The sequence below is a fragment of the Micromonospora reichwaldensis genome (genome assembly GCF_031845925.1).
Taxonomy (GTDB): domain Bacteria; phylum Actinomycetota; class Actinomycetes; order Mycobacteriales; family Micromonosporaceae; genus Micromonospora; species Micromonospora reichwaldensis.
Window position 1 is genome coordinate 75,306 of sequence record NZ_JAVRFL010000022.1, and the last position, 22,141, is coordinate 97,446.

21 protein-coding genes are annotated in these 22,141 nt (G+C 73.8%); 12 read left to right on the plus strand and 9 right to left on the minus strand.

Annotated elements, in window-relative coordinates:
• Positions 1-16 precede the first annotated feature (16 nt).
• From RM555_RS19245 to RM555_RS19275, 7 genes are all read right to left on the minus strand, one after another.
• Positions 17-841, minus strand: a complete 825-nt coding sequence (locus RM555_RS19245) for a glycoside hydrolase family 6 protein (protein WP_311413091.1) — start codon at positions 839-841, stop codon at positions 17-19.
• Positions 842-1,096: 255 nt separating this feature from the next.
• Entirely contained in the window at positions 1,097-1,276 is a 180-nt protein-coding gene (locus tag RM555_RS19250) for a DUF6104 family protein (RefSeq protein WP_151456601.1), read from the minus strand.
• A gap of 134 nt (positions 1,277-1,410) precedes the next feature.
• A complete protein-coding gene (locus RM555_RS19255) occupies positions 1,411-5,160 on the minus strand; it encodes a multifunctional oxoglutarate decarboxylase/oxoglutarate dehydrogenase thiamine pyrophosphate-binding subunit/dihydrolipoyllysine-residue succinyltransferase subunit (protein WP_311413054.1) in 3,750 nt (1,249 codons plus the stop codon).
• A 279-nt stretch (positions 5,161-5,439) separates the two neighbouring features.
• Positions 5,440-6,252, minus strand: coding sequence for an ABC transporter permease (locus tag RM555_RS19260; protein ID WP_311413055.1), 813 nt, complete (start codon positions 6,250-6,252; stop codon positions 5,440-5,442).
• A complete protein-coding gene (locus RM555_RS19265) occupies positions 6,249-7,184 on the minus strand; it encodes an ABC transporter ATP-binding protein (RefSeq protein WP_151456604.1) in 936 nt (311 codons plus the stop codon). The genes RM555_RS19260 and RM555_RS19265 overlap by 4 nt, the downstream gene beginning before the upstream one ends.
• A 131-nt stretch (positions 7,185-7,315) precedes the next feature.
• Positions 7,316-7,975, minus strand: a complete 660-nt coding sequence (locus RM555_RS19270) for a hypothetical protein (protein WP_311413056.1) — start codon at positions 7,973-7,975, stop codon at positions 7,316-7,318.
• Positions 7,976-8,066: 91 nt separating this feature from the next.
• Positions 8,067-8,558 (minus strand): SRPBCC family protein, encoded by a 492-nt coding sequence (locus RM555_RS19275; protein WP_311413057.1) that lies wholly within the window; start codon positions 8,556-8,558, stop codon positions 8,067-8,069.
• A 51-nt stretch (positions 8,559-8,609) separates the two neighbouring features.
• Between RM555_RS19275 and RM555_RS19280 the strand changes: the two genes are divergently transcribed.
• Both RM555_RS19280 and RM555_RS19285 read left to right on the plus strand, forming a co-directional pair.
• Positions 8,610-9,209, plus strand: a complete 600-nt coding sequence (locus RM555_RS19280; RefSeq protein ID WP_311413058.1) for a TetR/AcrR family transcriptional regulator — start codon at positions 8,610-8,612, stop codon at positions 9,207-9,209.
• Positions 9,210-9,319: 110 nt separating this feature from the next.
• Complete coding sequence (locus tag RM555_RS19285) at positions 9,320-9,826, plus strand: hypothetical protein (RefSeq protein ID WP_311413059.1); 507 nt, start codon at positions 9,320-9,322, stop codon at positions 9,824-9,826.
• A gap of 284 nt (positions 9,827-10,110) precedes the next feature.
• On the opposite strand, the gene RM555_RS19295 is transcribed toward RM555_RS19285, so the two are convergent.
• The gene (locus tag RM555_RS19295) at positions 10,111-10,311 is read right to left on the minus strand and encodes a DUF397 domain-containing protein (protein ID WP_396888809.1); all 201 of its coding nucleotides are present in this window, start codon (positions 10,309-10,311) and stop codon (positions 10,111-10,113) included.
• Positions 10,312-10,430: 119 nt separating this feature from the next.
• Between RM555_RS19295 and RM555_RS19305 the strand changes: the two genes are divergently transcribed.
• From RM555_RS19305 to RM555_RS19340, 8 genes are all read left to right on the plus strand, one after another.
• Positions 10,431-10,556, plus strand: coding sequence for a hypothetical protein (locus RM555_RS19305; protein ID WP_311413095.1), 126 nt, complete (start codon positions 10,431-10,433; stop codon positions 10,554-10,556).
• 96 nt (positions 10,557-10,652) lie between these two features.
• The gene (locus RM555_RS19310) at positions 10,653-11,483 is read left to right on the plus strand and encodes a DUF4097 family beta strand repeat-containing protein (protein ID WP_311413060.1); all 831 of its coding nucleotides are present in this window, start codon (positions 10,653-10,655) and stop codon (positions 11,481-11,483) included.
• Positions 11,480-12,178, plus strand: coding sequence for a PadR family transcriptional regulator (locus tag RM555_RS19315; protein ID WP_311413061.1), 699 nt, complete (start codon positions 11,480-11,482; stop codon positions 12,176-12,178). The genes RM555_RS19310 and RM555_RS19315 overlap by 4 nt, the downstream gene beginning before the upstream one ends.
• Before the next feature lie 72 nt (positions 12,179-12,250).
• On the plus strand, positions 12,251-12,952 hold the full coding sequence (locus RM555_RS19320; RefSeq protein ID WP_089003225.1) for a response regulator transcription factor: 702 nt from the start codon (positions 12,251-12,253) through the stop codon (positions 12,950-12,952).
• Positions 12,949-14,508, plus strand: coding sequence for a HAMP domain-containing sensor histidine kinase (locus RM555_RS19325; RefSeq protein ID WP_311413062.1), 1,560 nt, complete (start codon positions 12,949-12,951; stop codon positions 14,506-14,508). Before RM555_RS19320 ends, RM555_RS19325 begins: the two co-directional genes overlap by 4 nt.
• A 62-nt stretch (positions 14,509-14,570) precedes the next feature.
• Positions 14,571-16,349: a trypsin-like peptidase domain-containing protein gene (locus tag RM555_RS19330; RefSeq protein ID WP_311413063.1), complete on the plus strand. Its 1,779-nt coding sequence runs from the start codon at positions 14,571-14,573 to the stop codon at positions 16,347-16,349.
• Positions 16,350-16,524: 175 nt separating this feature from the next.
• Positions 16,525-17,196, plus strand: coding sequence for a BON domain-containing protein (locus RM555_RS19335; RefSeq protein WP_311413064.1), 672 nt, complete (start codon positions 16,525-16,527; stop codon positions 17,194-17,196).
• Between the two features lie 186 nt (positions 17,197-17,382).
• Entirely contained in the window at positions 17,383-18,444 is a 1,062-nt protein-coding gene (locus tag RM555_RS19340) for a glycosyltransferase family 4 protein (RefSeq protein WP_311413065.1), read from the plus strand.
• A gap of 10 nt (positions 18,445-18,454) precedes the next feature.
• On the opposite strand, the gene RM555_RS19345 is transcribed toward RM555_RS19340, so the two are convergent.
• Entirely contained in the window at positions 18,455-20,110 is a 1,656-nt protein-coding gene (locus tag RM555_RS19345; protein ID WP_311413066.1) for a serine/threonine-protein kinase, read from the minus strand.
• A gap of 181 nt (positions 20,111-20,291) precedes the next feature.
• Between RM555_RS19345 and RM555_RS19350 the strand changes: the two genes are divergently transcribed.
• Positions 20,292-21,125 carry a patatin-like phospholipase family protein gene (locus RM555_RS19350; RefSeq protein WP_132231132.1) on the plus strand — a complete coding sequence of 278 codons (834 nt, stop codon included), beginning with the start codon at positions 20,292-20,294 and terminating at the stop codon, positions 21,123-21,125.
• Positions 21,125-22,141, plus strand: a complete 1,017-nt coding sequence (locus tag RM555_RS19355) for a 1-acyl-sn-glycerol-3-phosphate acyltransferase (RefSeq protein ID WP_311413067.1) — start codon at positions 21,125-21,127, stop codon at positions 22,139-22,141. Before RM555_RS19350 ends, RM555_RS19355 begins: the two co-directional genes overlap by 1 nt.

A 22,141-nucleotide genomic window follows, 5' to 3' on the forward strand; every position in this document is an offset into this window, starting at 1 on the left:
CGCCGGCCGGGTCGGGTCAGCCGGCGCGCCGGGCCAGGCCGAGGGCGTACTCGGGCCACCAGACGCCGCTGTCCGGCTCCCCGGGGCGGCAGGCGCCGTCGGACTCGCCCGGGTACTTGACCCAGAGCAGCGCGTCCACCCGGGGCAGGCCGGGGTCGGCCGTCGGCTCCTGGCCGAGCGCCCGCCCCGGCGGATTGCACCAGCTGGGCGCGCCGTCCACCGTGGCACCCGCGTGGGGGCCGTTGCCGTTGCGGCTGGTGTCGACGACGAAGCGGGTGTCGCCGCCGAGGGCGTCGGAGATGCGGTGGCCGTAGCGGACGTTCTGCGCGGTGCCGAAGAAGTTGGCCACGTTGAGCGCGAAGCCGTCGGCCTCGCCGACACCCGCCCGGTCGAGCGCGGCCGTGAGCGCGGCGACATCGGAGATCCAGCCGGGGTGCCCCGCGTCCACGTAGACCCGGGCGCTGCCGGTGCTGCGGAGCACGGTGACGGCGTCCCGCAGCAGCGTGAGCCGCCCGTCGGGGTCGCGGACGCAGCCCCGTACGGCGTCCGGCACCGCCCCGGGTTCGAGGACCACGGTGACCGGCCGGCCCCCGACGCCCGCCGCGAGGTCGCGGATCCAGCGCTGGTACTCCGCCGGGCCGCTGGCCCCGCCGGTGCCCTGGCGGGCGCAGTCGCGGTCCGGGATGTTGTGCACGACCAGCACCGGCGTCTGGCCGGCGAGCGCCGCCTGCCCCAGGTACGCGTCGACCTCGTCGCGGACCGCCGGCCCGCCGGTCAGCCACTTCGCGCTGGGCCGCGCGCCGATCTGGCGCAGCGCCGCCGCGTCGGCGGTCCGGCCCAGCGCCTCCCGCCGGTCCGCCTCCGCCGCCGCCGGGTTCCCCGGGGCGACGTAGAAGACCGGGGGCGGGGCCGCCGCCGGGGACCCGGCGGCGCTCCCCCGGCACCGGCCCGGGGCGGCGTCGGGGTTCCGCGCCGCAGCCCGAGAGCAGCAGCGCCACGGCGGCGCCCGCCGCCAGGGCCGACCGGCGTACGGGTGAGTGGCGGGAGCGGTTCGGTGGCGGCACCGGGGACGTCCGTTCCTCCGGGGTGGTCCGGCTCAGTCCTCGTCCTCGTCGTCCAGGCGGGCGAGCCAGGTGGCGAAGCGCTCGATCGGGGTCTCGAACTCGGGGTTCAGGTCCACGAAGTCGCGTAGGCGCTCACCGAGCCACTCCATGCTGACCTGTTCGCCGCCCCGGCGCTCGACGAGCTCCTCGATTCCACGGTCGGTGAAGTACATGCTGTCGGTTCCCTCTTCGTCGCTGTGCTGGGTGCGTGGTGCCGCCGGGGCCTGCCGGCGGCGGGAGCCGGGACGCCGACCGGGGCAGAGCCGTCGTCGTGACGGTCCCTGCCCCGGTCGGCGGTGCTGTCAGGTCACGGGCGGGGCAGGGCCGCCTCGATCAGCGCCTGCTGCTCCACCTCGTGCATCTTCGCGGAGCCGACGGCGGGCGCGGCGGCGGCCGGGCGGGAGATCCGGCGCAGCCGTACGTCCGACAGGTGCTCCAGCAGGTTGAGCGCGACGAACGACCAGGCGCCCTGGTTGGCCGGCTCCTCCTGCACCCAGGCGAAGTCCTCCGCGTTCGGGTACGCCGCGAGGGCGGCCCGGATCTCCTCGACCGGCATCGGGTAGAGCTGCTCTATCCGGATGATCGCGGTGTCGGTTACGCCCCGCTCGGCGCGGGCCTGGAACAGGTCGTAGTAGACCTTGCCCGAGCAGAGCAGCACCCGCTTCACCTGCTCCGGCGCCGGCGAGCCCGAGTCGGGCAGCACCGGCTGGAAGGTGCCGGTGGTGAAGTCCTCGACCGGGGAGACGCAGAGCTTGTGCCGCAGCAGCGACTTCGGCGTGAACACCACCAGCGGCTTGCGCTTCGGCGACAGCGCCTGGCGGCGCAGCAGGTGGAAGTAGTTCGCCGGGGTGGTCGGGATCGACACCCGCATGTTGTCCTCGGCGCACATCTGGAGGAACCGCTCCGGGCGGCCGGAGGTGTGGTCCGGGCCCTGGCCCTCGTGGCCGTGCGGCAGCAGCAGCGTGACGGCGGAGCGCTGGCCCCACTTCACCTCGCCGGAGGAGATGAACTCGTCGATCACCGACTGGGCGCCGTTGACGAAGTCGCCGAACTGCGCTTCCCAGGCCACCAGCGCGTTGATGTTCTCGACCGAGTAGCCGTACTCGAAGCCCATCGCCGCGTACTCGCTGAGCAGGGAGTCGTGCACGAAGAACCGGGACCGCTCGCCGTCGCCGGTCAGCGACTGCAACGGCAGGTAGTCGTTGCCGGTCTGGGCGTCGACCACGGAGGCGTGCCGCTGCACGAAGGTGCCCCGGCGGGAGTCCTGCCCGGCGAGCCGGACGGTGACCCCGTCGTGCAGCAGCGCGCCGAACGCGATGATCTCGCCGAAGCCCCAGTCGATGTTGCCCTCGACGGACATCTTGGCCCGCCGGTCGAGCAGCTGCTGGATCCGCTTGTGCGGGGTGAAGCCCTCCGGCAGGTTGACGTGCGCCTCGCCGACGGCCTTGACGACGGCCGCGTCGGTGGCGGTCTCCACCTGCGGCTCCGGCTCGTCCTCCCGCTTGGGACGGCTGAGCTGCCGCGGCGTGGTGGCCGCGTCGCGGGTGGCCTTGAAGACCCGCTCCAGCTGCGACTGGTAGTCGCGCAGCAGCTCCTCCGCGTCCTCCACGGTGATGTCGCCGCGCCCGATCAGCTCCTCGGTGTAGAGCTTCCGGACGGACCGCTTCGAGTCGATGATCTTGTACATCTGCGGGTTGGACATCGACGGGTCGTCGCCCTCGTTGTGCCCGCGCCGCCGGTAGCAGACCATGTCGATGACGACGTCCTTGTTGAACTCCTGCCGGTACTCGAAGGCCAGCCGGGCGACCCGGACCACGGCCTCGGGGTCGTCACCGTTGACGTGGAAGATCGGCGCCTGGATCATCCGGGCGACGTCGGTGCTGTAGAGGCTGGAGCGGCTGTACTCCGGGGCGGTGGTGAAGCCGACCTGGTTGTTGACCACCACGTGGACGGTGCCGCCCGTGCGGTAGCCGCGCAGCTGCGAGAGGTTGAGGGTCTCGGCGACCACGCCCTGGCCGGCGAAGGCGGCGTCACCGTGCACCGCCAGCGGCAGCACGGTGTAGCCCTCCAGCTTGAGGTCTATCCGGTCCTGCTTGGCCCGGACGATGCCCTCCAGCACCGGGTCGACGGCCTCCAGGTGCGACGGGTTCGCCACCACCGAGACCTTGACCGCGTGGTCGCCGTCGGGCGTGGTGAACTTGCCGTTCTGGCCCAGGTGGTACTTCACGTCGCCGGAGCCCTGGGTGGAGCGCGGGTCCAGGTGCCCCTCGAACTCCGAGAAGATCTTCTCGTACGGCTTGCCGACGATGTTGGCCAGCACGTTCAGCCGGCCACGGTGGGCCATGCCGATGACGACCTCGTCCAGCCCGCCCTCGGCGGAGGCCTCCAGCACCTCGCCGAGCAGCGGGATCAGCGACTCGCCGCCCTCCAGCGAGAAGCGCTTCTGCCCGACGTACTTGGTCTGGAGGAAGGTCTCGAACGCCTCGGCGGCGTTGAGCCGGTTGAGCACGTGCTTCTGCTCGTCGGCCGACGGCTTCTCGTACTTGCGCTCGATCCGTTCCTGGATCCAGCGCCGCTCCTCCGGGTCCTGGATGTGCATGTACTCGATGCCGACGCGCCGGCAGTACGAGTCGCGCAGCACGCCGAGGATGTCGCGCAGCTTCATCCGCTGCTTGCCGGCGAAGCCGTTGACCGGGAACTCGCGGTCGAGGTCCCAGAGCGTCAGCCCGTGCTGGAGCACGTCCAGGTCGGGGTGCTTGCGGATCTTGAACTCGAGCGGGTCGGTGTCGGCCATCAGGTGGCCGCGCACGCGGTACGCGTGGATCAGCTCGTGCACCCGGGCGGTCTTGTTGATCTGGCCCTCGTTGTTGACCGCGACGTCGCGCATCCAGCGCACCGGCTCGTACGGGATGCGCAGCGAGGTGAAGATCTGGTCGTAGAAGTTGTGCTCGCCGAGCAGCAGCTCGTGCATCACCTTCAGAAACTCGCCGGACTGCGCGCCCTGGATGATCCGGTGGTCGTACGTGCTGGTGAGGGTGATGACCTTGCTGACGGCCAGCTCGGCCAGGGTGGCCTCGGACATGCCCTGGTAGGGGGCCGGGTACTCCATCGCGCCGACGCCGATGATGGCGCTCTGCCCCTGCATGAGCCGCGGCATCGAGTGCACGGTGCCGATGCCGCCGGGGTTGGTCAGCGAGATCGTGGTGCCGGAGTAGTCGTCCATGGTCAGCTCGTTGCGGCGGGCGCGCCGGACCACGTCCTCGTACGCCTGCCAGAACTGCCGGAAGTCCATCTGCTCGCAGGCCTTGATGGAGGGGACCACCAGGTTGCGGCTGCCGTCCGGCTTGGCCAGGTCGATCGCGATGCCCAGGTTGACGTGTTCCGGCCGGACCATGACCGGCTTGCCGTCGACCTCGGCGAAGGAGTTGTTCATCTCCGGGTGGGCGACCAGGGCCCGGACCATCGCGTAGCCGATGAGGTGGGTGAAGCTGACCTTGCCACCGCGCCCACGGGTGAGGTGGTTGTTGATCACGATGCGGTTGTCGACCAGCAGCTTGGCCGGGACGGCGCGCACGCTGGTGGCGGTCGGCACGGCCAGCGAGGCGTCCATGTTCTGGACGATCTTCGCGGCCACGCCGCGCAGCGGGGTGGTCTGCGGGCCGGTGGCGGTCGGCTTGGTGGCCGCGGGCTTGGCGGGGGCCGCCTTCGCGGGCGCCGGCTTGGCCGGGGCGGCCTTGGCGGCGGGCTTCTCCGGCTTGGTCTCCGGCTTGGCCTCGGGCTTCTTCTCCGCCGGCTTCTTCTCCGCCGGCTGCGCGACCGCGGTGGCCGCCTCCTGCTGGCCGGCGGGCTCCGGCTTGGCGGCCGGCTTCGGGGCCTGCTCAGTTCCGCGCGGCTTCCCGGCGCCGGGCGCCGGGCGGTAGTCCGCGAAGAAGTCGTGCCAGGCCGAATCGACGCTGGTGGGGTCGGCGAGGTAGCGCTGGTACATCTCCTCGACGATCCACTCGTTCGGACCGAAACCCGCCAGTGGGTTCTCCTGCGAAGTCTGCTGGGTCGACACGGCCGGTAATCGCCTCTTTCACGCGGGTTTGTGTGTCACGCGGTGTCCGGTGTCGCCCTGCCTTCGAGCGCGCACGAGACGGCTCCCAGGCTACGCCGTACGGATGCCACAGGCATTTCCGCCTCCGACCCGTGGCCCGTTTCACAGAAGATGCCAGAAGTTCGCCAAACGCTGCGTGTGCGGCCGGCTGCTGGTAAGGCCCGATGTGGTGGTCGGCCCCATGTCGAACGGCGGCGGGGGTGGTGCTCGGCACCACCCCCGCCGCCTGCGCCCGGACCGTCAGGAGATGTCGCGCCGCCGGGTGATGAGCACGCCGACGACCCCGCTCACCGCCGCGTAGCCGATCAGCACGAGCGCGCCGACCCACCAGGCGGGGGTGAAGTCGGTCTGGCCCTCGCTGACCATGACGGTCGAGGCGATGGCGGGCCAGATCACCTGCCACTTGACCACGGCCTCGCTGTTGAGCAGGTTCGACAGCAGCATGAACAGCAGCCCCACCACCTGCGTGCCGACGAGGTAGAGCACCGCGGCGGTGATCACCGCGCCGAGCTGGTTGGTGATCAGCGTGCCGATGCCGATGCCGAGGACCGTCCAGATCGCGTACGCCAGCAGGTTGAGCAGCAGCGCCCGCTGCACGGCCCACTCGCCGAGCAGGGTGCCGTGGCCGTTGGCCGACAGGAACACCGCCCCGGCGGCCAGGTCGATCAGCGTGGTCACCAGCCAGAAGCCGATGCCCAGCAGGCTGGCCGCGACCAGCTTGCTGAGGATCACCGACGTGCGCCGCGGCGTGGCCAGGAACGTGGTGGTCGCCGTCTGGTGGAAGAACTCGTTGGTGACCATCAGGATGCCGATCAGCATCACGAACATCAGGCCCAGGTACTGCCCGGAGGTGTAGAGGTTCGCGGCCTGCGCCCCCGCGGAGGCCTGGTCGCCGGTGACACCCAGGTTGTCGCCCTTGCCGCTCAACGTCTCGTTGGCGACCCAGGCGTTGAAGGCGAAGGCCAGCACGATCGACAGGAACGCGGCGATGGCCAGCCACCACCAGGTGCTGGTGGTGCGGATCTTGAGAAGCTCGGACCGGACGAGGTTCATCGGATGCCCGCCTTTCCGGCCGTCAGCTCCAGGAAGACCCGTTCGAGGTCGGGCCGTTCCGTGGTCAGTTCGTGCAGTTCGACGCCGGCCGTCAGGGCGACCCGGCCCACGGTCGGGGCGTCGACCCCGCCCACCAGCAGGACGCCGTGCTCGTCGACGTCGACCGTCGCCGGACCCTCCTTGAGGGCGGCGGTCAGCGCGTCGGCCTGCGGGGTGCGGACGCGGACCCGTACGCCCTGCGCCATCGAGCCCATGACCTGCTCGACCGTGCCCTGGCGGACCAGCTGCCCGGCGGCGATGATCACCACGTCGTCGGCGAGCAGCTGCATCTCCGACAGCAGGTGGCTGGAGACCAGCACCGTGCGGCCCTCGTGCGCGAGGTTCTTCAGGAACCCGCGCATCCACCGGATGCCCTCCGGGTCGAGCCCGTTGGCGGGCTCGTCGAGGATCAGCACGCGGGGGTCGCCGAGCATCCCGGCGGCGATGCCGAGCCGCTGCTTCATGCCGAGCGAGTAGCCCTTGAACTTGCGCTTCGCCGCCGGAGTGAGCCCGACCTGCGCCAGCGCCTCGTCGGCCCGGTGCTTCGGCAGGCCGGCCGCTGCGGCGATCACCCGCAGGTGGTTGATGCCGGTGCGGCCCTTGTGCGCGCTGGACGCCTCCAGCACGGCGCCGACGTGCCGCAGCGGGTCGGTCAGGTCGGCGTAGCGCCGCCCGCTGATGGTCGCCGTCCCGCTGGTCGGCGTGACCAGGTTCAGCAGCATCCGCAGCGTGGTCGTCTTGCCGGCGCCGTTGGGGCCGAGGAAGCCTGTCACCCGCCCCGGTTCGACGGTGAACGACAGGTCGTTGACGGCCCGGACGTTCTTGTACTGCTTCGTCAGGCCGGACACCACGATCTGACCGTCACCGGTGGGGCTTCTCTGCCCGTCAGTCATTGCTCTCCTTCGTGCGGTGGCGTCGGGGTACGCCGTGACACAGCGTGGCGGGCGGGCGCAACCAGGTCAATCAGGCGCACTTCCGAGATCCACCTCCGCCTCAGGCAGGAGGCCCTCATCCCCAGGAACGATTATCCGATGTCGTCGGCCACGGCGATCCAGGTTGCCCGGGCCCAGGCCAACAGGGCGCCGTCGGGGGCGTACAGGCTGGTGTGCACGAGCGCCTTGCGGCCCTCGCCGCCGACCATGACACCGGTCACCACGCACTCGTCGCCCGGCTCCGGCAGCGCCGCGACCACCGCCGCGATCCGGCCCAGGACGTACGGCCGGCCGGGGGCGATCACGGCCCAGCCGCCGGGGCAGTCCAGCGCGGCCCAGACGGTGGCGGTCGTGACCGAACCGGGCACCCGGAACGGCGCGGCGGTGCGGCCGTCCGGCAGCCGCCCCGGAAAGATCCGCAGCCCGTCGGCGCGGTCCGGGCCGCAGACGTAGCAGCCCGGGAAGGGGTGGTCGACCAGCCCGGGGTACGCCGCCGAGGCGGCCCGCGCGGCCGGCAGGTCCACCGCCGGCACCACCGCCCGGGGGTCCTCCGTGGGGCGGACCTGGGCGACGAGGTGGCCCTGTGGGTCGCGGACCTCGCCGTCGACGAGAGTGAGCGGGGTCTCCAGCGGGGGCGGGCGACGCAGCGTCACCTCGACCGGCCCGGAGCCGGCGGCACCGGCGATGACCCCGGCGCTCCAGCCGCCGTTGCCCGAGCCGGGCGGCCCGTTGAAACGCGACTCGATGATCATGAGACACCTCCGACCACGACGCCCGGCCCCGTCGCCGGTGCGCCCCCGGCAGCCTCGCACGTCGCGGTCCGGCGCCGGCACGGGCCGGGCCTCAGGGCTGTCGTCGGCGGACCAGCGAGCGGAGGCCCCGGACCCGCCGGGTCCAGCGGTGCGGCGGGGCCGATGCCAGCCCCAGGTGGTGAGCAGCCGTGTCCAGGCTGTCCTCGATGAGGGCGTCGTGCAGCGGGCGGTAGACCATCGGCCAGCTCACCCACGCCGGCCACCGCGTGGTCATGACGAGGGAGTGACGCAGCAGGCAGCGTTGGTCGGTGACCCGTAGGACCTCGTACCCGTGATGGCCACGGAAGCCGGCCGGCGCGGAGAACTCGAACCGGATCCGCGCCCCGGGCTCGTACGCGACGACGGTGTAGCGGATCGGTCCGTGCCCGCCCCGGGCGCCGACGCCGAGCGGGCGGTCGAACCGCATGGCCGGCCACTGCCCGCGCGGCCACAACCGGTCATCCGCGGTGGCGAGGGAGTCGATCAACGTGCCCACTGCCGCGGGAGGCGCCGCGAGTTGCCGCTCGTGGATGTTGCGGACCATGACTCTCCTAGAGAACATTCGCTAGTTCAAGTAGAGGGTAGTCTCTACCTCATGCCGCAGCCGGTCAAGCACTCGGCCGACGTGATGCTCGACGCCGTCCGCGCCCTGGTGCTCTCAGGCGGGCCTGCCGCCGCCTCCGCCCGTGCCGTCTGCCTGGCCACCGGCGCCTCCAGCGGTTCGGTCTACCACCGCTTCCCCCGCCGCGACGACCTCGTCGCCGCCGCCTGGCTGCGCGCGCAGGACCGCTTCCTCCGCGTCTACCTGGAGGCACTCGCGCCCGCCGACGCGCAGGCCGGCGTCCGGGCCGCGGTCGCCGTCCTGACCTGGTGTCGGTCCCATCCCGAGGACGCCGCCCTCCTGATGCGCCACGCCCTGCGCGACCTGCTGCGCGGCGACACCTCTCCCGCGCTCGCCCAGCAGGCGCAGGCCCACCACCGCGCCCTCGGCGATGCCCTCGCCGAGGTGGCCCGCGCCACCGGGCACCCCCTGGCCGACGTCGTGTTGGCCGTGGTCGACCTGCCCTACGCGGTCGCCCGCCGCGCCATGCGCGACGACGGCACTCCCGGCGAGGACGACGTCGAGGCCGTACGGCGAGCGGTCGCCCTGCTGCTGTCCGGCCCTTCGGACTCCCCGCAGGCGTCGCCGCCGTGACCGGGCGCTGAGGAGCGATGTCGAATCGCCCGGGACCGGCCCGCACGAGCGTCCTCCCGGGAAGCCGGTGCACACCGGCGGCCGTCCGGTGCTGTGCCACTGTTGGGGCCGTGCCCAGGACCCACCTGCCGGCCGGTCGGACCCGCGAGGCGGCCCGGCGTCGGCTCCGCTCCCTCGCCGGCTGGGAGCTACTGAACATCCCCCTACAGGCGTGGGTGTGGTTCCAGTTGGTCGGCCTGCCGCCGACGGCGGCGAATCTCGCCGGCTTCGGGGCGTTCGCGGCCCTGCTCGTGGTGGGCGCGGCCTACTGGGCGCTCAAGCTCCGGCAGTTGCGCCGTGGGGAGCCGCGCCTGCCCGGTCGGCGCCACTTCGTCACCGCGCGCGCCGCCCTGCCGATCCTCCTGGCCGTCGTGATCGCCGCCTGCGCGGTGGCCGCCGCGCAGGCGCCCGGCGCGCGGTCGTACCCGGGGCTGGCATTCGGCCTCTTCGCCGTACTGGAGTACGTCAACTACTTCCACGTGCAGCTCATGCACGACAACCGGGCCGACCTGCGGCGGCTGGTCACGGTCGGGTTCCGGCGCTCGCATCTCGCCCGGGACCTGCGCGCCACCCGCTGAGACGAGCGCCGGCTCGGCCGCCCGGGGCCTGGAGGTGCGGGTGAGCGTCTCCGCCGCGCTGCATCCCGCCCGGGACGCCGACCGGCGGCTGCTCGCCCGGGCGGCCGAGTCGGCAGCGCACGTCCCTGCCGCAGCCGTCGGGAGGACGCCGGCGGGGGGTCGACGGGATCACGCGAGCATGGCCCGGGGAACCGTGCCGGGGAAGCCCACTTCGCGCCGGGCGGAACGCGAAGGGGCCCCCGGCGCGGGGGCCCCTTCGGTGTCTGGGTGGAGAGAGAAGCGGGTCAGCCGACCGGGCCGACGTGCTTGGCCAGGCCGACGAACGACTGCCACGCCCGGGCGCTGAAGTGGAGGGTGCCGCCCTCCCGGTCCTTGGTGTCGCGCACCAGCACGACGCCCGGCAGGTTGTCGGCGACCTCGACGCAGGAACCGCCGTTGCCGCCGGATCTCGTCGACTTACGCCACTGCGGGGTCGTCACGTCCATGACTTCGCCACCTCCTTGATCAGCACGGTCGACTGCCGGCGGGGGAGGGCCTCGTTCCGCACGATCTCCCACGTCCTGGCCAGCCTGGCAATGTCGGTGGATGCGTCCTGGCGAGCCTGATGTACGAGGCGATGCGCGACCTCTACCACCTCGATCCCCACGGTGGCCCCAGCCCTCGGGCCATGTTCGACCGCTTCGTGGCCTGGGGCCCGTACCGCCGGCCGCTCGTGGAGCCGGTGCCGTGAGGCCGTCACGCCGGCGCTTGTCATATCGCGATGTATCGCGTTAGTGTCCTGCCATCCGACGTGCCGGCGACACGGCACGCCGTGGAGGGAGGACCGATGACCGACTGGACCGTGCACGCCCCGCAGCGGATCACCCTGGACGGGCCCGTCGACCGACTCGACGTCCACCTGCTCAGCGGTCGCCTCAACGTGGTGGCCACCGACGGGCCGCCCCGGGTCGACATCACCCGGGTCGGCCGCCGGCCGGTCCTGGTGGAGCACCGCGACGGCCGGCTCTCCGTACGCCAGCAGCGACGCTGGCGGCTCTCGGACCACATCTTCTGGCTGGGCCCGCTGTCCCGGCTGCCCCGGGTCGACGTCTCCGTCGCGGTCCCGCCCGACGTGCTGGCCGACCTGGAACTGGTGGAGGGTCCGTTGGTCGCGTCGGGCCTGCGCGGCGAGACCCGGGTGGAGGTGACCTCCGGCCGGATCGCCCTGATGGGCCTCCGTGGCCGGACGTCGGCGAAGACCATGGCGGGCCCGGTCGAGGCGCTGGGGGTGGCCGGCGACCTGGACCTGGAGACCGTCTCGGGAGAGGTGATCCTCGCCGACAGCGCGGCCGGACGGGTCCGCGCGCAGACCGTCTCCGGGGCCATCACCTGCGACCTGGACAACCCCCGACGCAGCGACATCCGGCTCAGCACGATCTCCGGCAGCATCACCGTCCGGGTCCGGGCGGACAGCGACCTGGCCGTCCGGCTGCACACCACGTCGGGCCGGATCACCAGCGGCTTCCCCGAGGTGCGGGGCAGCGCCGTCCCGGGGTCCGTGGTGGACAGTGAGGGCGTGCTCGGCGCGGGTGAGGGTAGGCTCTCCGCGTCCGCCACGTCGGGCAGCATCGCGCTGCTCGCCCGCCCGGTGGACGACGACGAGGAGGAGCTGCCGTGACCGCCGTGTTCAGTCACGGGCGGCTCCGGCTCTACCTGCTCAAACTCCTCGACGACGGCCCGAAGCACGGCTACGAGCTGATCCGCCTGCTGGAGGAGCGCTTCCTCGGCCTCTACGCCCCCAGCGCCGGCACCATCTATCCCCGGTTGCAGCGGCTGGAGGCCGACGGGCTGGTCACCCACACCGCCGCCGGTGGCCGCAAGGTCTACGAGATCACCGAGGCGGGTCGGGCCGAGCTGCGGCAGCGGGCCGGCGAGCTGACCGCCCTGGAGTCGGACATCGCCGCCTCGGTGGAGGACCTGTCCGCCCTGGCCGGAGAGATCCAGAACGAGGTACGCGGCTCCGTCCGCGACCTCAAGCGGGAGCTGCGCGAGGCGGCCCGGCAGACCCGTCGTCCCCGCTGGGCGTCCCCCGGCTCCGGTCCGACGCCCGCCCCCGCCCCCGGCCCGTCGCCCGTACCCCCCGCCGGCCCGTCGCCCGCGCCCGGCCCGACTTCCGCGTTCGGCGCGTCGTCGGACGCTGGGCCGGCGTCCGCGTCCACCGCCACGCTGGCCGAGTTCGACCAGCGGCTGGCGACCTTCGCCGTCGAGGTGGGCGCCCTGGTCCGGGCCCGCCGGCTCAGCGACTCGCAGTTGCGTACGGCCATCCGGCTGCTCGACGGCGCGCTGGACGGGCTGCGCCGGCTGCTGCGCTGAGCACGCCGCCTCACAGGTTCTTTCCAGCGAGTGCCCAGCGCGGACGCAGCGAGAGCGCGGATGATGGGCGGCATGGCCGCTACCCAGACCGAGGCGCGACTGCTCGTCGTCGAGGACGATCCCAACATCCTCGAACTGCTCTCCGCGAGTCTGCGCTTCGCGGGCTTCGACGTGGCCACCGCGACGAGCGGCAGCGCCGCCCTCAACGCCGCCAAGGACCACCGGCCCGACCTGGTGGTGCTCGACGTGATGCTGCCCGACCTGGACGGCTTCGAGGTCATCCGGATGCTGCGCGAGGGCGGCACCCGTACGCCGGTGGTCTTCCTCACCGCCCGTGACGCGACCGACGACAAGATCCGGGGGCTGACCCTGGGCGGGGACGACTACGTCACCAAGCCGTTCAGCCTGGAGGAGCTGACCGCCCGGATCCGGGCGGTGCTGCGGCGGACCAGCAGCGGCGAGCAGGCGCCCTCCCGGCTCACCTTCGCCGACCTGGAGCTGGACGAGGAGACCCACGAGGTGCACCGGGCCGGCCAGCGGGTGCAGCTCTCACCGACCGAGTTCAAGCTGCTGCGCTACCTGATGCTGAACGCCAACCGGGTGCTGTCCAAGGCGCAGATCCTCGACCACGTGTGGAACTACGACTTCCGGGGCGACGACAACATCGTCGAGTCCTACATCTCCTACCTGCGCCGCAAGGTGGACAACACCCAGCCCCGGCTGATCCACACCCTCCGGGGCGTCGGCTACGTCCTGCGCAAGCCGGCGGCGTGAAACCCCTCGACCAGGGCAAGGCGCGGCTGCGCAGCGTCCCGCTGCGGGTCAAGCTGGTCGCCGCGGTGCTGGCCCTGGTCGCCGCCGCGCTCCTGGTGATCAGCTCGCTGACCACCGTCTTCCTCCGCGGCTACCTCATCGAGCAGGTGGACGGGGAACTGCGCGGCACCACCCGCTCGGTCGACGCGGTGCTCAACCTCTACAAGGAGGGCAGGGCGGGCGGCACCGTGCTGCCCAGCGACTTCGTCGTGGCCCTGGCCGAGCCGGGCGGGGTGATGTCGCCCGTGTACGACACCCGCAACTTCCGGTCCGACCAGCTGCCGCGACTCCCCGACACCGTCGCGGGTTTCGCCGAGGAGACCGGCGAACCGCGCACGGTCACCTCCCAGGACCACAGGTCCCGCTGGCGGATGCTCTACACCCAGCTGCCCGACGGGGAGGTCCTGGCCGTCGGGCAGCACCTCACCGACGTCGACCGCGCCGTCAAGCGACTGGTCTGGATAGACCTCCTGGTCGGCGGCGCGGTGCTGGTCCTGCTCGCCTCCATCGGCGCGGCGATCGTCCGGACCAGCCTGAAGCCGCTGGTGGAGATAGAACGTACGGCCGCCGCCATCGCCGGTGGCGACCTGACCCGGCGGGTGCCCGACCCGGAGCAGGGGCAGCCCGTCCCCACGTCCGAGCTGGGGCGGCTCTCCCGGGCGTTGAACGCCATGCTGAACCAGATCGAGGTCGCCTTCACCGCGCGGGCCGCCTCGGAGCTGGCCGCCCGGTCCGCCGAGGCCGCCGCCCGGGAGGCGGCCGGCTCGGCGCGGGCCTCCGAGGCGCGGGCCCGCCGCTCCGAGGAGCGGATGCGGCAGTTCGTCGCGGACGCCTCGCACGAGCTGCGGACGCCGCTGACCACCATCCGGGGCTTCTCCGAGCTGTACCGGCAGGGCGCGGCGAGCGCGCCGGAGCAGACCGCCGACCTGCTGCGCCGCATCGAGCAGGAGGCGGCCCGGATGGGCCTGCTGGTGGAGGACCTGCTGCTGCTCGCCCGGCTGGACCGGGAGCGACCGCTCGCCCTCGCCCCGGTGGAGCTGCCCGTGCTGGCCAGCGAGGCGGTCGAGGCCGCCCGGGCGGTGGCGCCGGAGCGCCGGATCGAGCTGGAGGTCACCCCCGGCTCCGGTCCGCTGGTGGTCTACGGCGACGACGCCCGGCTGCGCCAGATCATCGGCAACCTGATGACCAACTCGCTCACGCACACCCCGCCGGAGGCCTCGGTGACCCTGCGGCTGCGCGCCGAGCCCGGGAACCTGGCCGTGGTCGAGGTGGCGGACACCGGTCCCGGGCTCACCCCGGAGCAGGCGGAGCGGGTCTTCGAGCGCTTCTACCGGGTGGACGCGGCGCGTACCCGGCGGGCCGGCGGCAACACCGGCACCGGCCTCGGCCTGGCCATCGTCGCGGCGCTGGTGCGCGCCCACCACGGCACCGTCGAGGTGGCCGAGACCCCCGGCGGGGGAGCGACCTTCCGGGTCCGGCTCCCGCTCGTGCCGGACGACGAGGGCGATGGCGAGTGACTTTCAGCCAACATTCAGGTGCGTTCCAGGCGGATCGCAGTGGTGCGCGTCAAGGTGGAGACATGACCGAGCACGAGTCCGACCCGCAGCGCCGGCCGGCCCACCCCGACGCCGAGCCGTCGCACCCCACCGCCGAGCTGCCGCGCGCCGAGCGCGCGCAGTCCGACTCCGCCCCCGCCGGTGACTCCGCCCCGACCGTCGGCCTGACCACTCTGCCCGGCGGCGACTCCGCCCCGGTCGCCGGTGACTCCGCCCCGACCGTCAGGTTCGGCACTGCGCCCGGCGGTGACTCCGCCCCGGCCGCCGGTGGCTTCGCCCCACTGGGCGGCGAGGCGCCGCGTACCGCCGGGTCGGGCCCGGCCGCCGACGGCCCGCCGGCCGGCGACGGCGGCCCGCGCTCCGCCGACCCGGCCCGCGCCGCCGAGGGTGTCGGTCCGCTCGACCGACCCGCCCCGCCCGGCCCCTTCGCGCCCGCCCCGGCCGTTCCGCAGCACCCGGCCGCCGGCCAGTTCCCGCCGGCTCATCCGCAGGCCGCCGGCCAGCCCGGTCACCCGCACGCGGCGGGCCAGGCCGGTTACCCGCAGGCCGCGGGTCAGCCCGGCTACCCCCAGGCCGCCGGGCAGCCAGGTCACCCGCAGTCCGGCTACCCGCAGGCCCCCGGCGCGCCGTGGTACGGCCAGCAGTCCGGCTGGAGCGGCGGGGGACAGCCGGGACAGCCGTACGGTCACCAGCCGCACCCCTCCGGCCAGCCCGTCCCGCCCTGGGCGGCCCCGCAGACGGCGGGCCCCCGGCCCAGCCGGATCGCCAAGTTCGCCGGCGCCGGGGTGGCGGTCTTCGCGCTGATGCTCGGCTCGGGCGTCGCCGGCGGGGCGCTCGCGCTCGCCGTCGACGGCGACTCGGGCATCACCCGCACCTACTCCGCCGCGCCGATCATCAACGGCGCTGACCTGCCCCGGATCGCCGCGGCCGTGCAGCCCAGCGTGGTCTCGATCGGCACGGACAACGGCGAGGGCTCCGGCGTGATCCTCACCGCCGACGGCTTCGTGCTCACCAACAACCACGTGGTCGCCTCCGCCACCGACGGCAAGGCCGTGGTGACCTTCGCCGACGGCAAGACCGCCGAGGCCAAGATCGTCGGCACCGACCCGAAGACCGACCTCGCGGTGGTCAAGGCCAACGGCGTCAGCGGACTCAAGGCGGCCACCTTCGGCGACAGCGACGCGATGCAGGTCGGCGACCAGGTGCTCGCCCTCGGCAGCCCGCTGGGCCTCCAGGGCTCGGTCACCGCCGGCATCCTCAGCGCCCGGGACCGCACCATCCAGGCGGGCAGTGGGCAGCAGCGGCAGGACCCGGCGCAGGGGGCCAGCTCGATCGCGGGGCTGCTCCAGACCGACGCGCCGATCAACCCGGGCAACTCCGGCGGCGCACTGGTCAACACCAGGGGCGAGGTGATCGGCATCAACACCGCGATCGCCACCGCCGGGCAGGGCAGCAGCGGCAACATCGGCGTCGGCTTCGCCATCCCCAGCAACAAGGCCAAGGACGTGGCCGGCAAGCTCCAGCGGGGCGAGAAGGTCAGCCACCCGTCGCTCGGGGTCAGCGTGACCCCCGCCGAGGGCGGCGGGGCCCTGGTCGCCGCCGTCACGCCGGGCAGCCCCGCCGAGAAGGCCGGCCTGCAGCGCGGCGACGTGGTCACCCGGTTCGGCGACAAGGCGGTCAACGACTCCGACGACCTGGTCGGTGCCGTGCAGGCCGGCAAGGTCGGCGACCGGGTCGAGGTGACCTACAAGCGCAACGGCACCGAAGCCAGGGCGACCGTGACGCTCGCCGAGACGTCGTAACCGGCAACCGAAGACATTCCTCCTCCCTCCGGGCGGCGGGTGGCGGGGCCAAGGGGGTTGGCTCCGTCACCCGTCGCTCCCTCTGACGGCGGTTCACCCGGTGCGGGTGAGCCGCCGTCACCCGTCGGGCCGGGATCGTCGGCAGTCAGGACCGGCGAGGCGTACGGAGGGTGCGATGACCACGGCAGCGGCCGTTCGGACCGACGAGCGGATCCAGCGGGACGTGCTCGACGAACTGGCCTGGGACGCCCAGGCGCAGCCGAACGAGATCGGGGTGACCGTCCACGACGGCGTGGTCGCCCTGACCGGCTGGGTCGACGGGTACGCGCGGAAGTGGGCGGCGCGGCGCTGCGCGCAGCGCGTACGGGGGGTGCGGGCGGTCGCCGACGACGTCGAGGTACGCCTGCCCGGCGAGCCGGGGCGTACGGACGCCGAGATCGCCATCGCGGCGGGCCGGGCGCTGGAGTGGGACAGCTTCGTCCCCGCCGAGCGGCTGGACGTCACCGTGGCCAACGGCTGGGTGATGCTCCGTGGCGAGGTGGAGTTCGGCTGGCAGCGGCGCACCGCCGAGCGGGAGTTGCGCCGGCTGCGGGGCGTACGCGGGGTGACCAACCTGGTCGAGGTGCGCCCCGTCGCCCGTACCGACAGCGAGCGGCTCCGGCGCGACCTCCAGCGGGCGCTGGGGCGCGGCATCGGCACGGAGCGGGTGACCGTCGAGGTGGACGGCGACACGGTCGTGCTCACCGGGGTCGTGCGCTCCTGGTGGGAACGGGACGAGGCGGAGCGGGTGGCCTGGTCCGGCGAGGGGGTACGGGCGGTGCGGGAGCAGCTCCTCGTGGGCGGGTGACCGCCCGGGTCGTCCCGTTTAGTGGCGCCGCCGCCGGGAACCCGTCGTCGATCCCGCCCGCCCAGCGGGCACCGGTCGCGGCGGGGCCGGTCCGGTGATGCCACAGCAGTGACCGAGGGGGAGGAATCCGTGGCCGTGAACCATCCGTCGCCCGACCGATCGGCACCGCGGCCGTTGCGGATCGCGATGGTCGTGCCGCCGTGGCTGTCGGTGCCGCCGCCCGGCTACGGCGGGCTGGAACAGGTGGTGACCGGCCTGGTGGAGACGCTTGTCGACCGGGGCCACGCGGTCACCGTGTTCGGGGCGGGCCGGGAGCACGGGACCGCGGCGGAGTTCGTCTCGACGGTGCCCGAACTCCAGTTCGACCGGCTCGGCGAGGCGCTGCCCGAGCTGGCCCACCTGGCCCGGGTCAACCACCGGGTCCACGCCGGCGACTTCGACATCGTCCACGACCACACCACCATCGGCCCGCTGATCGCCGGCCACCGGGCCGTGCCCACCGTGGCCACCGTGCACGGCAACCCCGTGGGCGAGTACGGCGACGTGCTCAGCGAGACCGACAGGGGGGTCGGGCTGGTGGCCATCTCCCATGCCCAGCGCCGGCTCAACCCGCCGCTGCACTGGGTCGGCACGGTGCACAACGCGATGGACGTCCGGGGCGTCCCGCACAAGACCGCCCCCGGGCGGGGGCCGGTGCTCTGGCTGGCCCGGTTCAGCCCCGACAAGGGCCCGGACGTCGCCATCCGGGCCTGCCGGGCCGCCGGCCTGCCGCTGGTGCTGGCCGGCAAGTGCAACGAGCCGGCCGAGCGCCGCTACTACGACCAGGTGGTCCGGCCCCTGCTCGGCGAGGACGTCCGGGTGGTGCTCGACGCCGACCGGGCCGAGGCGCTGCGGCTGCTGGTCGAGGCCCGCTGCCTGATCATGCCGATCCGGTGGGACGAGCCGTTCGGCATGGTGATGGTGGAGGCGATGGCGACCGGGACGCCGGTGGTGGCGCTGGACCGGGGAGCGGTGCCGGAACTCGTCCGACCGGGCAGGACCGGCCTGATCTGCGAGCACGTGGACGAGCTGCCCGGCGCACTGCGCGCGGCGACGGGCCTCGACCCGGCGGCCTGCGTCGCGCACGTGGCGGAGAACTTCTCCACCGGGCGGATGGCCACCGGCTACGAGGAGGTGTACCGCCGTTTCATCGCGGCGGCGGCTCCGCCCGAGGCGGCCCGGGAGCCGGTCCGGGCCCGGGCCCGCTGACCGCCGGCGATCAGACCCGCGCCGCCCCGAGCGCGGTGATCGCGTTGTCCAGCCGGCGGGCGTACGCGTCGGTGAGGGCGCCCTCGCCGCGCCGGATCGCGACCTTCTCGCGGAGCCGGGCGATCCGCTCGCCCAGGTCGCCCGAGCGGGCGCGGGCCGCGTCGGTCAGGTTACGCAGCTCGTTGCGGAAGTCGAGGCCGACGTCGGGGCGGATCCCTCCGTCATTCAGACCGGCGCCGATCAGCCCGTCGATCCGGTTGGCCGCCTCGATGAGGTCGCCGCGTTCCGGGGGCGTCGGGGTCGGCCGGGGCGCTACCGGCGGGGCGGACGTCGGGGTCGGGGAGGCCGCCGGGGGCGGTGCGGCGTCGGCCGTGGGCGTGGGAGAGGACGGTGGGTCGGACGGGCCGGTGGTGGGCAGCGCCCGGGGCGGGCTCGACTCCTCCTGACGGATCGCGGGCACGGCCAGGGCCACCCCCACGAGCAGTACGACCGGCACGATCAGCACCGGGCGCGGCAGGCGGCGGCGGCGCTCCCGGGCGTGGCGGGCGCTGCGCGGCCCTGTCACGCCTGGCCCCGCCGCGCCTGGCTCTGTCACGCCTGGCTCTGCCACGGCCGGCCTTGCCACGCCTGGCCCTGCCGCCCCGCTGCCCGCCTCCCCGGCGGCCGGTTCCCCCGTGCCGCCCGGTCCTCCCGTGCCCGGCACCGTCCCCTCCGCCGGCGCCGCTCCGTCACCCGGCACCGTCCCGCCCGCCGGGGTCGGGGTGGCCGGCTGTGCGGGCAGGGTCGGGAGGGTGACCGTCGGCGCGAGCATGGTGGCGGCCTGCGGATCGGCGGGGAGCAACTGGTCGCGCAGGAGGGTGGCGACCTGGCGGGCGGTGGGCCGCGCCAGCGGGTCCCGCTCCAGGCAGCGCAGGCAGGTGCGGGCGACCTCCGGCGGCAGGCCCGGCAGGTCGGCCAGCGAGGGCGGGCCCTCCCCGGCGAGCGCCTCGCTGAGCTGCTCCCAGGTGTCCGCCGGGTACGGCACCCGACCGGTCAGCGCCTCGTAGAGCAGCACGCCGAGGGAGTACACGTCGGTGGCCGGCTGGGCGGGTGCCCCGTCGAGCCGCTCCGGTGCCACGTACGCGGGCGTGCCGAAGGTGCCCCCGTCCTCGTCGTCGTCCGGCGCACCGATCCGGGTGGCGATGCCGAAGTCGAGCACCTTGACCCCCGCCCGGGTCATCATCACGTTGGCCGGGGTGATGTCCCGGTGCACGATGCCGAGCCGGTGCGCGGCGGCGAGCGCGTCCGCCACCTGGGCGGCGACCTCGACCGCCTCGGTCCACGGCAGCGGCCCCTCGGTGAGTCGGACCTCCAGCTCCTCGCCGGCCAGCAGCTCCATCACCACGAACGAGGTGATCGACCCGTCGGGCGCGACGGTCTCGCCGTAGTCGTGCACCGAGGTGACGTGCGGGTGGACGAGCTGGGCGGCGGCGCGGGCCTCCTCGCGCACCATGTCGCGGAATCGGGCGTCGGCGGCGAGCGACGGGGCGAGCACCTTCAGCGCCACGATGCGGTCGAGCACCTCGTCGCGCGCCCGCCAGATCACCGACATGCCGCCGGCGCCGATCTGGTCGACGAGCCGGTACCGGCGGGCCAGCAACCGGCCGGGGTGCAGTGCTGGCTTCACGGAACGCACCTGCCTCGCTGTGGGAGCGCTATCAGGTTGCGCGAATGTGTCGGGCCTGTCAACGGTCGACTACCTTCCGGGACCCCGGGCCGCCTCGGCCGTGCCCGTGTCGGACCGGCACCGGCCCACCGCCGGGCCGGCACCGGGCGGCCACTTTTCCGCCCGTGCCAGGATGGAACGCATGTCGCAGGGACCGGTGGCGTTCGTGCTCGGGGGCGGGGGAGTCCTCGGGGCGGTCGAGGTGGGCATGCTGCGGGCGCTGTTCCGGGCCGGCATCCGGCCCGACGTGGTGCTCGGCACCTCGATCGGGGCGGTCAACGGCGCGCTGGTCGCCGCCGAACCGTCCGAGGCGGTCACCGACCGGCTGGTCCGGCTCTGGGCCTCCCCCGAGGCGAGCGAGGTGTACGGCGACTCGGTGGCCCGTCAACTGCGCCGGTTCGCCGCCCGTACCCACCTGCACTCGCCCCGCCCGCTGCGCAAGCTGCTGGAGGCCGAGCTGGGTGCGGAGACCACCTTCGCCGACCTCAAGGTGCCCTTCCGCTGCTGCGCGGCCAACATCGAGCGGGCCGCCGAGCACTGGTTCGACAGCGGGCCGCTGGTGCCGGCCGTGCTCGCCTCCGCCTCGGTGCCGGGGCTCCTGCCGCCGGCCCGGATCGACGACCAGCACTACATCGACGGCGGGATCGTGAACTCCATCCCGATCGGCGAGGCGGTCGCTGTGGGCGCCACGCGGATCTTCGTACTCCAGGTGGGCCGGATCGAGCGGGCGCTGACCCCGCCCCGGCGACCCTGGGAGATCGCCCAGGTCGCGTTCGAGATCGCCCGGCGGCACCGGTTCGCCCGGGAGATGGCGGCCCTGCCCGACGGGGTGGAGGTGCACGTGCTGCCCACCGGCGGGCTGGAGCCGCGCGACGACACGCCGTGGGCGTACCGGGACATGGCGGCGGTGGGGCGGCGGATCAGCCGCGCCTACACGGCCTCCCGGCGCTACCTGGCGACGCAGTTGGAGCACTGATGCCCCTACCGCCACGGTGGGTGCGCCGGCTGCTCCTGGCCCCCGGCGTGGTGCTGCTGGCCTTCCTGGTCGTGACGACCCTGCCGGTCTGGGCGCTGCTCGCGGCGGCCGCCTCGCCGTTGGTCCCGGGCCGGCTGCGGCCGCTGCGCCTGCTCTGGCTCGGCTGCGTCTACCTGGTCTGGGACGCGACGGCGCTGCTCGCGCTCTTCGTGCTCTGGGTCGCCTCCGGCTTCGGCTGGCGGGTCCGCTCGCCCGGCTTCCAGCGGGCGCACTACGTGCTCGCGGGCTGGTTCCTGCGGGCGCTCTTCTGGCACGCCCGCTGGGCGCTGCACCTGAGCATCGACGTGGTGGGCACCGACCCGGACACGGCCCTGCCCGGCCGGCCCGAGCTGGTGCTCTGCCGGCACGCCGGCCCGGGCGACTCGTTCATTCTGATCCACGCCCTGGTCAACTGGTTCAACCGCGAGCCGCGGATCGTGCTAAAGGACAGCCTCCAGTGGGACCCGGCGGTCGACGTGCTGCTCAACCGGCTGCCGAACCGTTTCCTCGCGCCGGGGCCGGATCGCCGGGGGTCGGTGACCGAGCAGATCGGGCACCTGGCCCACGGCCTGGACGACGACGACGCGTTCGTGATCTTCCCGGAGGGCGGCAACTTCACCCCGGGCCGCCGGCTGCGGGCCATCGAGAAGCTGCGCGGCCTCGGCCTCGAACGGATGGCGCGGCGCGCGGAGCGGATGCGGCACGTGCTCGCCCCGCAGCCGGGCGGGCTGCTCGCGGCGCTGGACGCCGCGCCCGACGCCGGGGTGATCTTCGTGGCGCACACCGGCCTGGACCGGATGCTGAGCGTCGGCGACGTGTGGCGGGAGCTGCCGATGGACAAGCGGATCATCATGCGGTTCTGGCCGGTGCCGCCTGAGGAGGTGCCGACCGGCCGCCAGGAGCGGATCGACTGGCTTTTCGACTGGTGGGCGCGGATCGACGAGTGGATCGCGGCCAATCGGGACGGTGCCGCGTAG

Excerpts from the sequence above, each read along its gene's own strand:
- RM555_RS19280 (WP_311413058.1), top strand. The coding sequence starts at position 8,610 with ATGCCGCAGCCGGTCAAGCACTCGGCCGACGTGATGCTCGACGCCGTC.
- RM555_RS19350 (WP_132231132.1), top strand. The coding sequence starts at position 20,292 with ATGTCGCAGGGACCGGTGGCGTTCGTGCTCGGGGGCGGGGGAGTCCTC.
- RM555_RS19270 (WP_311413056.1), bottom strand. The coding sequence starts at position 7,975 with ATGATCATCGAGTCGCGTTTCAACGGGCCGCCCGGCTCGGGCAACGGC.
- RM555_RS19330 (WP_311413063.1), top strand. The coding sequence starts at position 14,571 with ATGACCGAGCACGAGTCCGACCCGCAGCGCCGGCCGGCCCACCCCGAC.
- RM555_RS19260 (WP_311413055.1), bottom strand. The coding sequence starts at position 6,252 with ATGAACCTCGTCCGGTCCGAGCTTCTCAAGATCCGCACCACCAGCACC.
- RM555_RS19295 (WP_396888809.1), bottom strand. The coding sequence starts at position 10,311 with ATGGACGTGACGACCCCGCAGTGGCGTAAGTCGACGAGATCCGGCGGC.
- RM555_RS19265 (WP_151456604.1), bottom strand. The coding sequence starts at position 7,184 with ATGACTGACGGGCAGAGAAGCCCCACCGGTGACGGTCAGATCGTGGTG.
- RM555_RS19320 (WP_089003225.1), top strand. The coding sequence starts at position 12,251 with ATGGCCGCTACCCAGACCGAGGCGCGACTGCTCGTCGTCGAGGACGAT.
- RM555_RS19340 (WP_311413065.1), top strand. The coding sequence starts at position 17,383 with ATGGTCGTGCCGCCGTGGCTGTCGGTGCCGCCGCCCGGCTACGGCGGG.
- RM555_RS19275 (WP_311413057.1), bottom strand. The coding sequence starts at position 8,558 with ATGGTCCGCAACATCCACGAGCGGCAACTCGCGGCGCCTCCCGCGGCA.
- RM555_RS19305 (WP_311413095.1), top strand. The coding sequence starts at position 10,431 with ATGTACGAGGCGATGCGCGACCTCTACCACCTCGATCCCCACGGTGGC.
- RM555_RS19355 (WP_311413067.1), top strand. The coding sequence starts at position 21,125 with ATGCCCCTACCGCCACGGTGGGTGCGCCGGCTGCTCCTGGCCCCCGGC.
- RM555_RS19250 (WP_151456601.1), bottom strand. The coding sequence starts at position 1,276 with ATGTACTTCACCGACCGTGGAATCGAGGAGCTCGTCGAGCGCCGGGGC.
- RM555_RS19310 (WP_311413060.1), top strand. The coding sequence starts at position 10,653 with ATGACCGACTGGACCGTGCACGCCCCGCAGCGGATCACCCTGGACGGG.
- RM555_RS19335 (WP_311413064.1), top strand. The coding sequence starts at position 16,525 with ATGACCACGGCAGCGGCCGTTCGGACCGACGAGCGGATCCAGCGGGAC.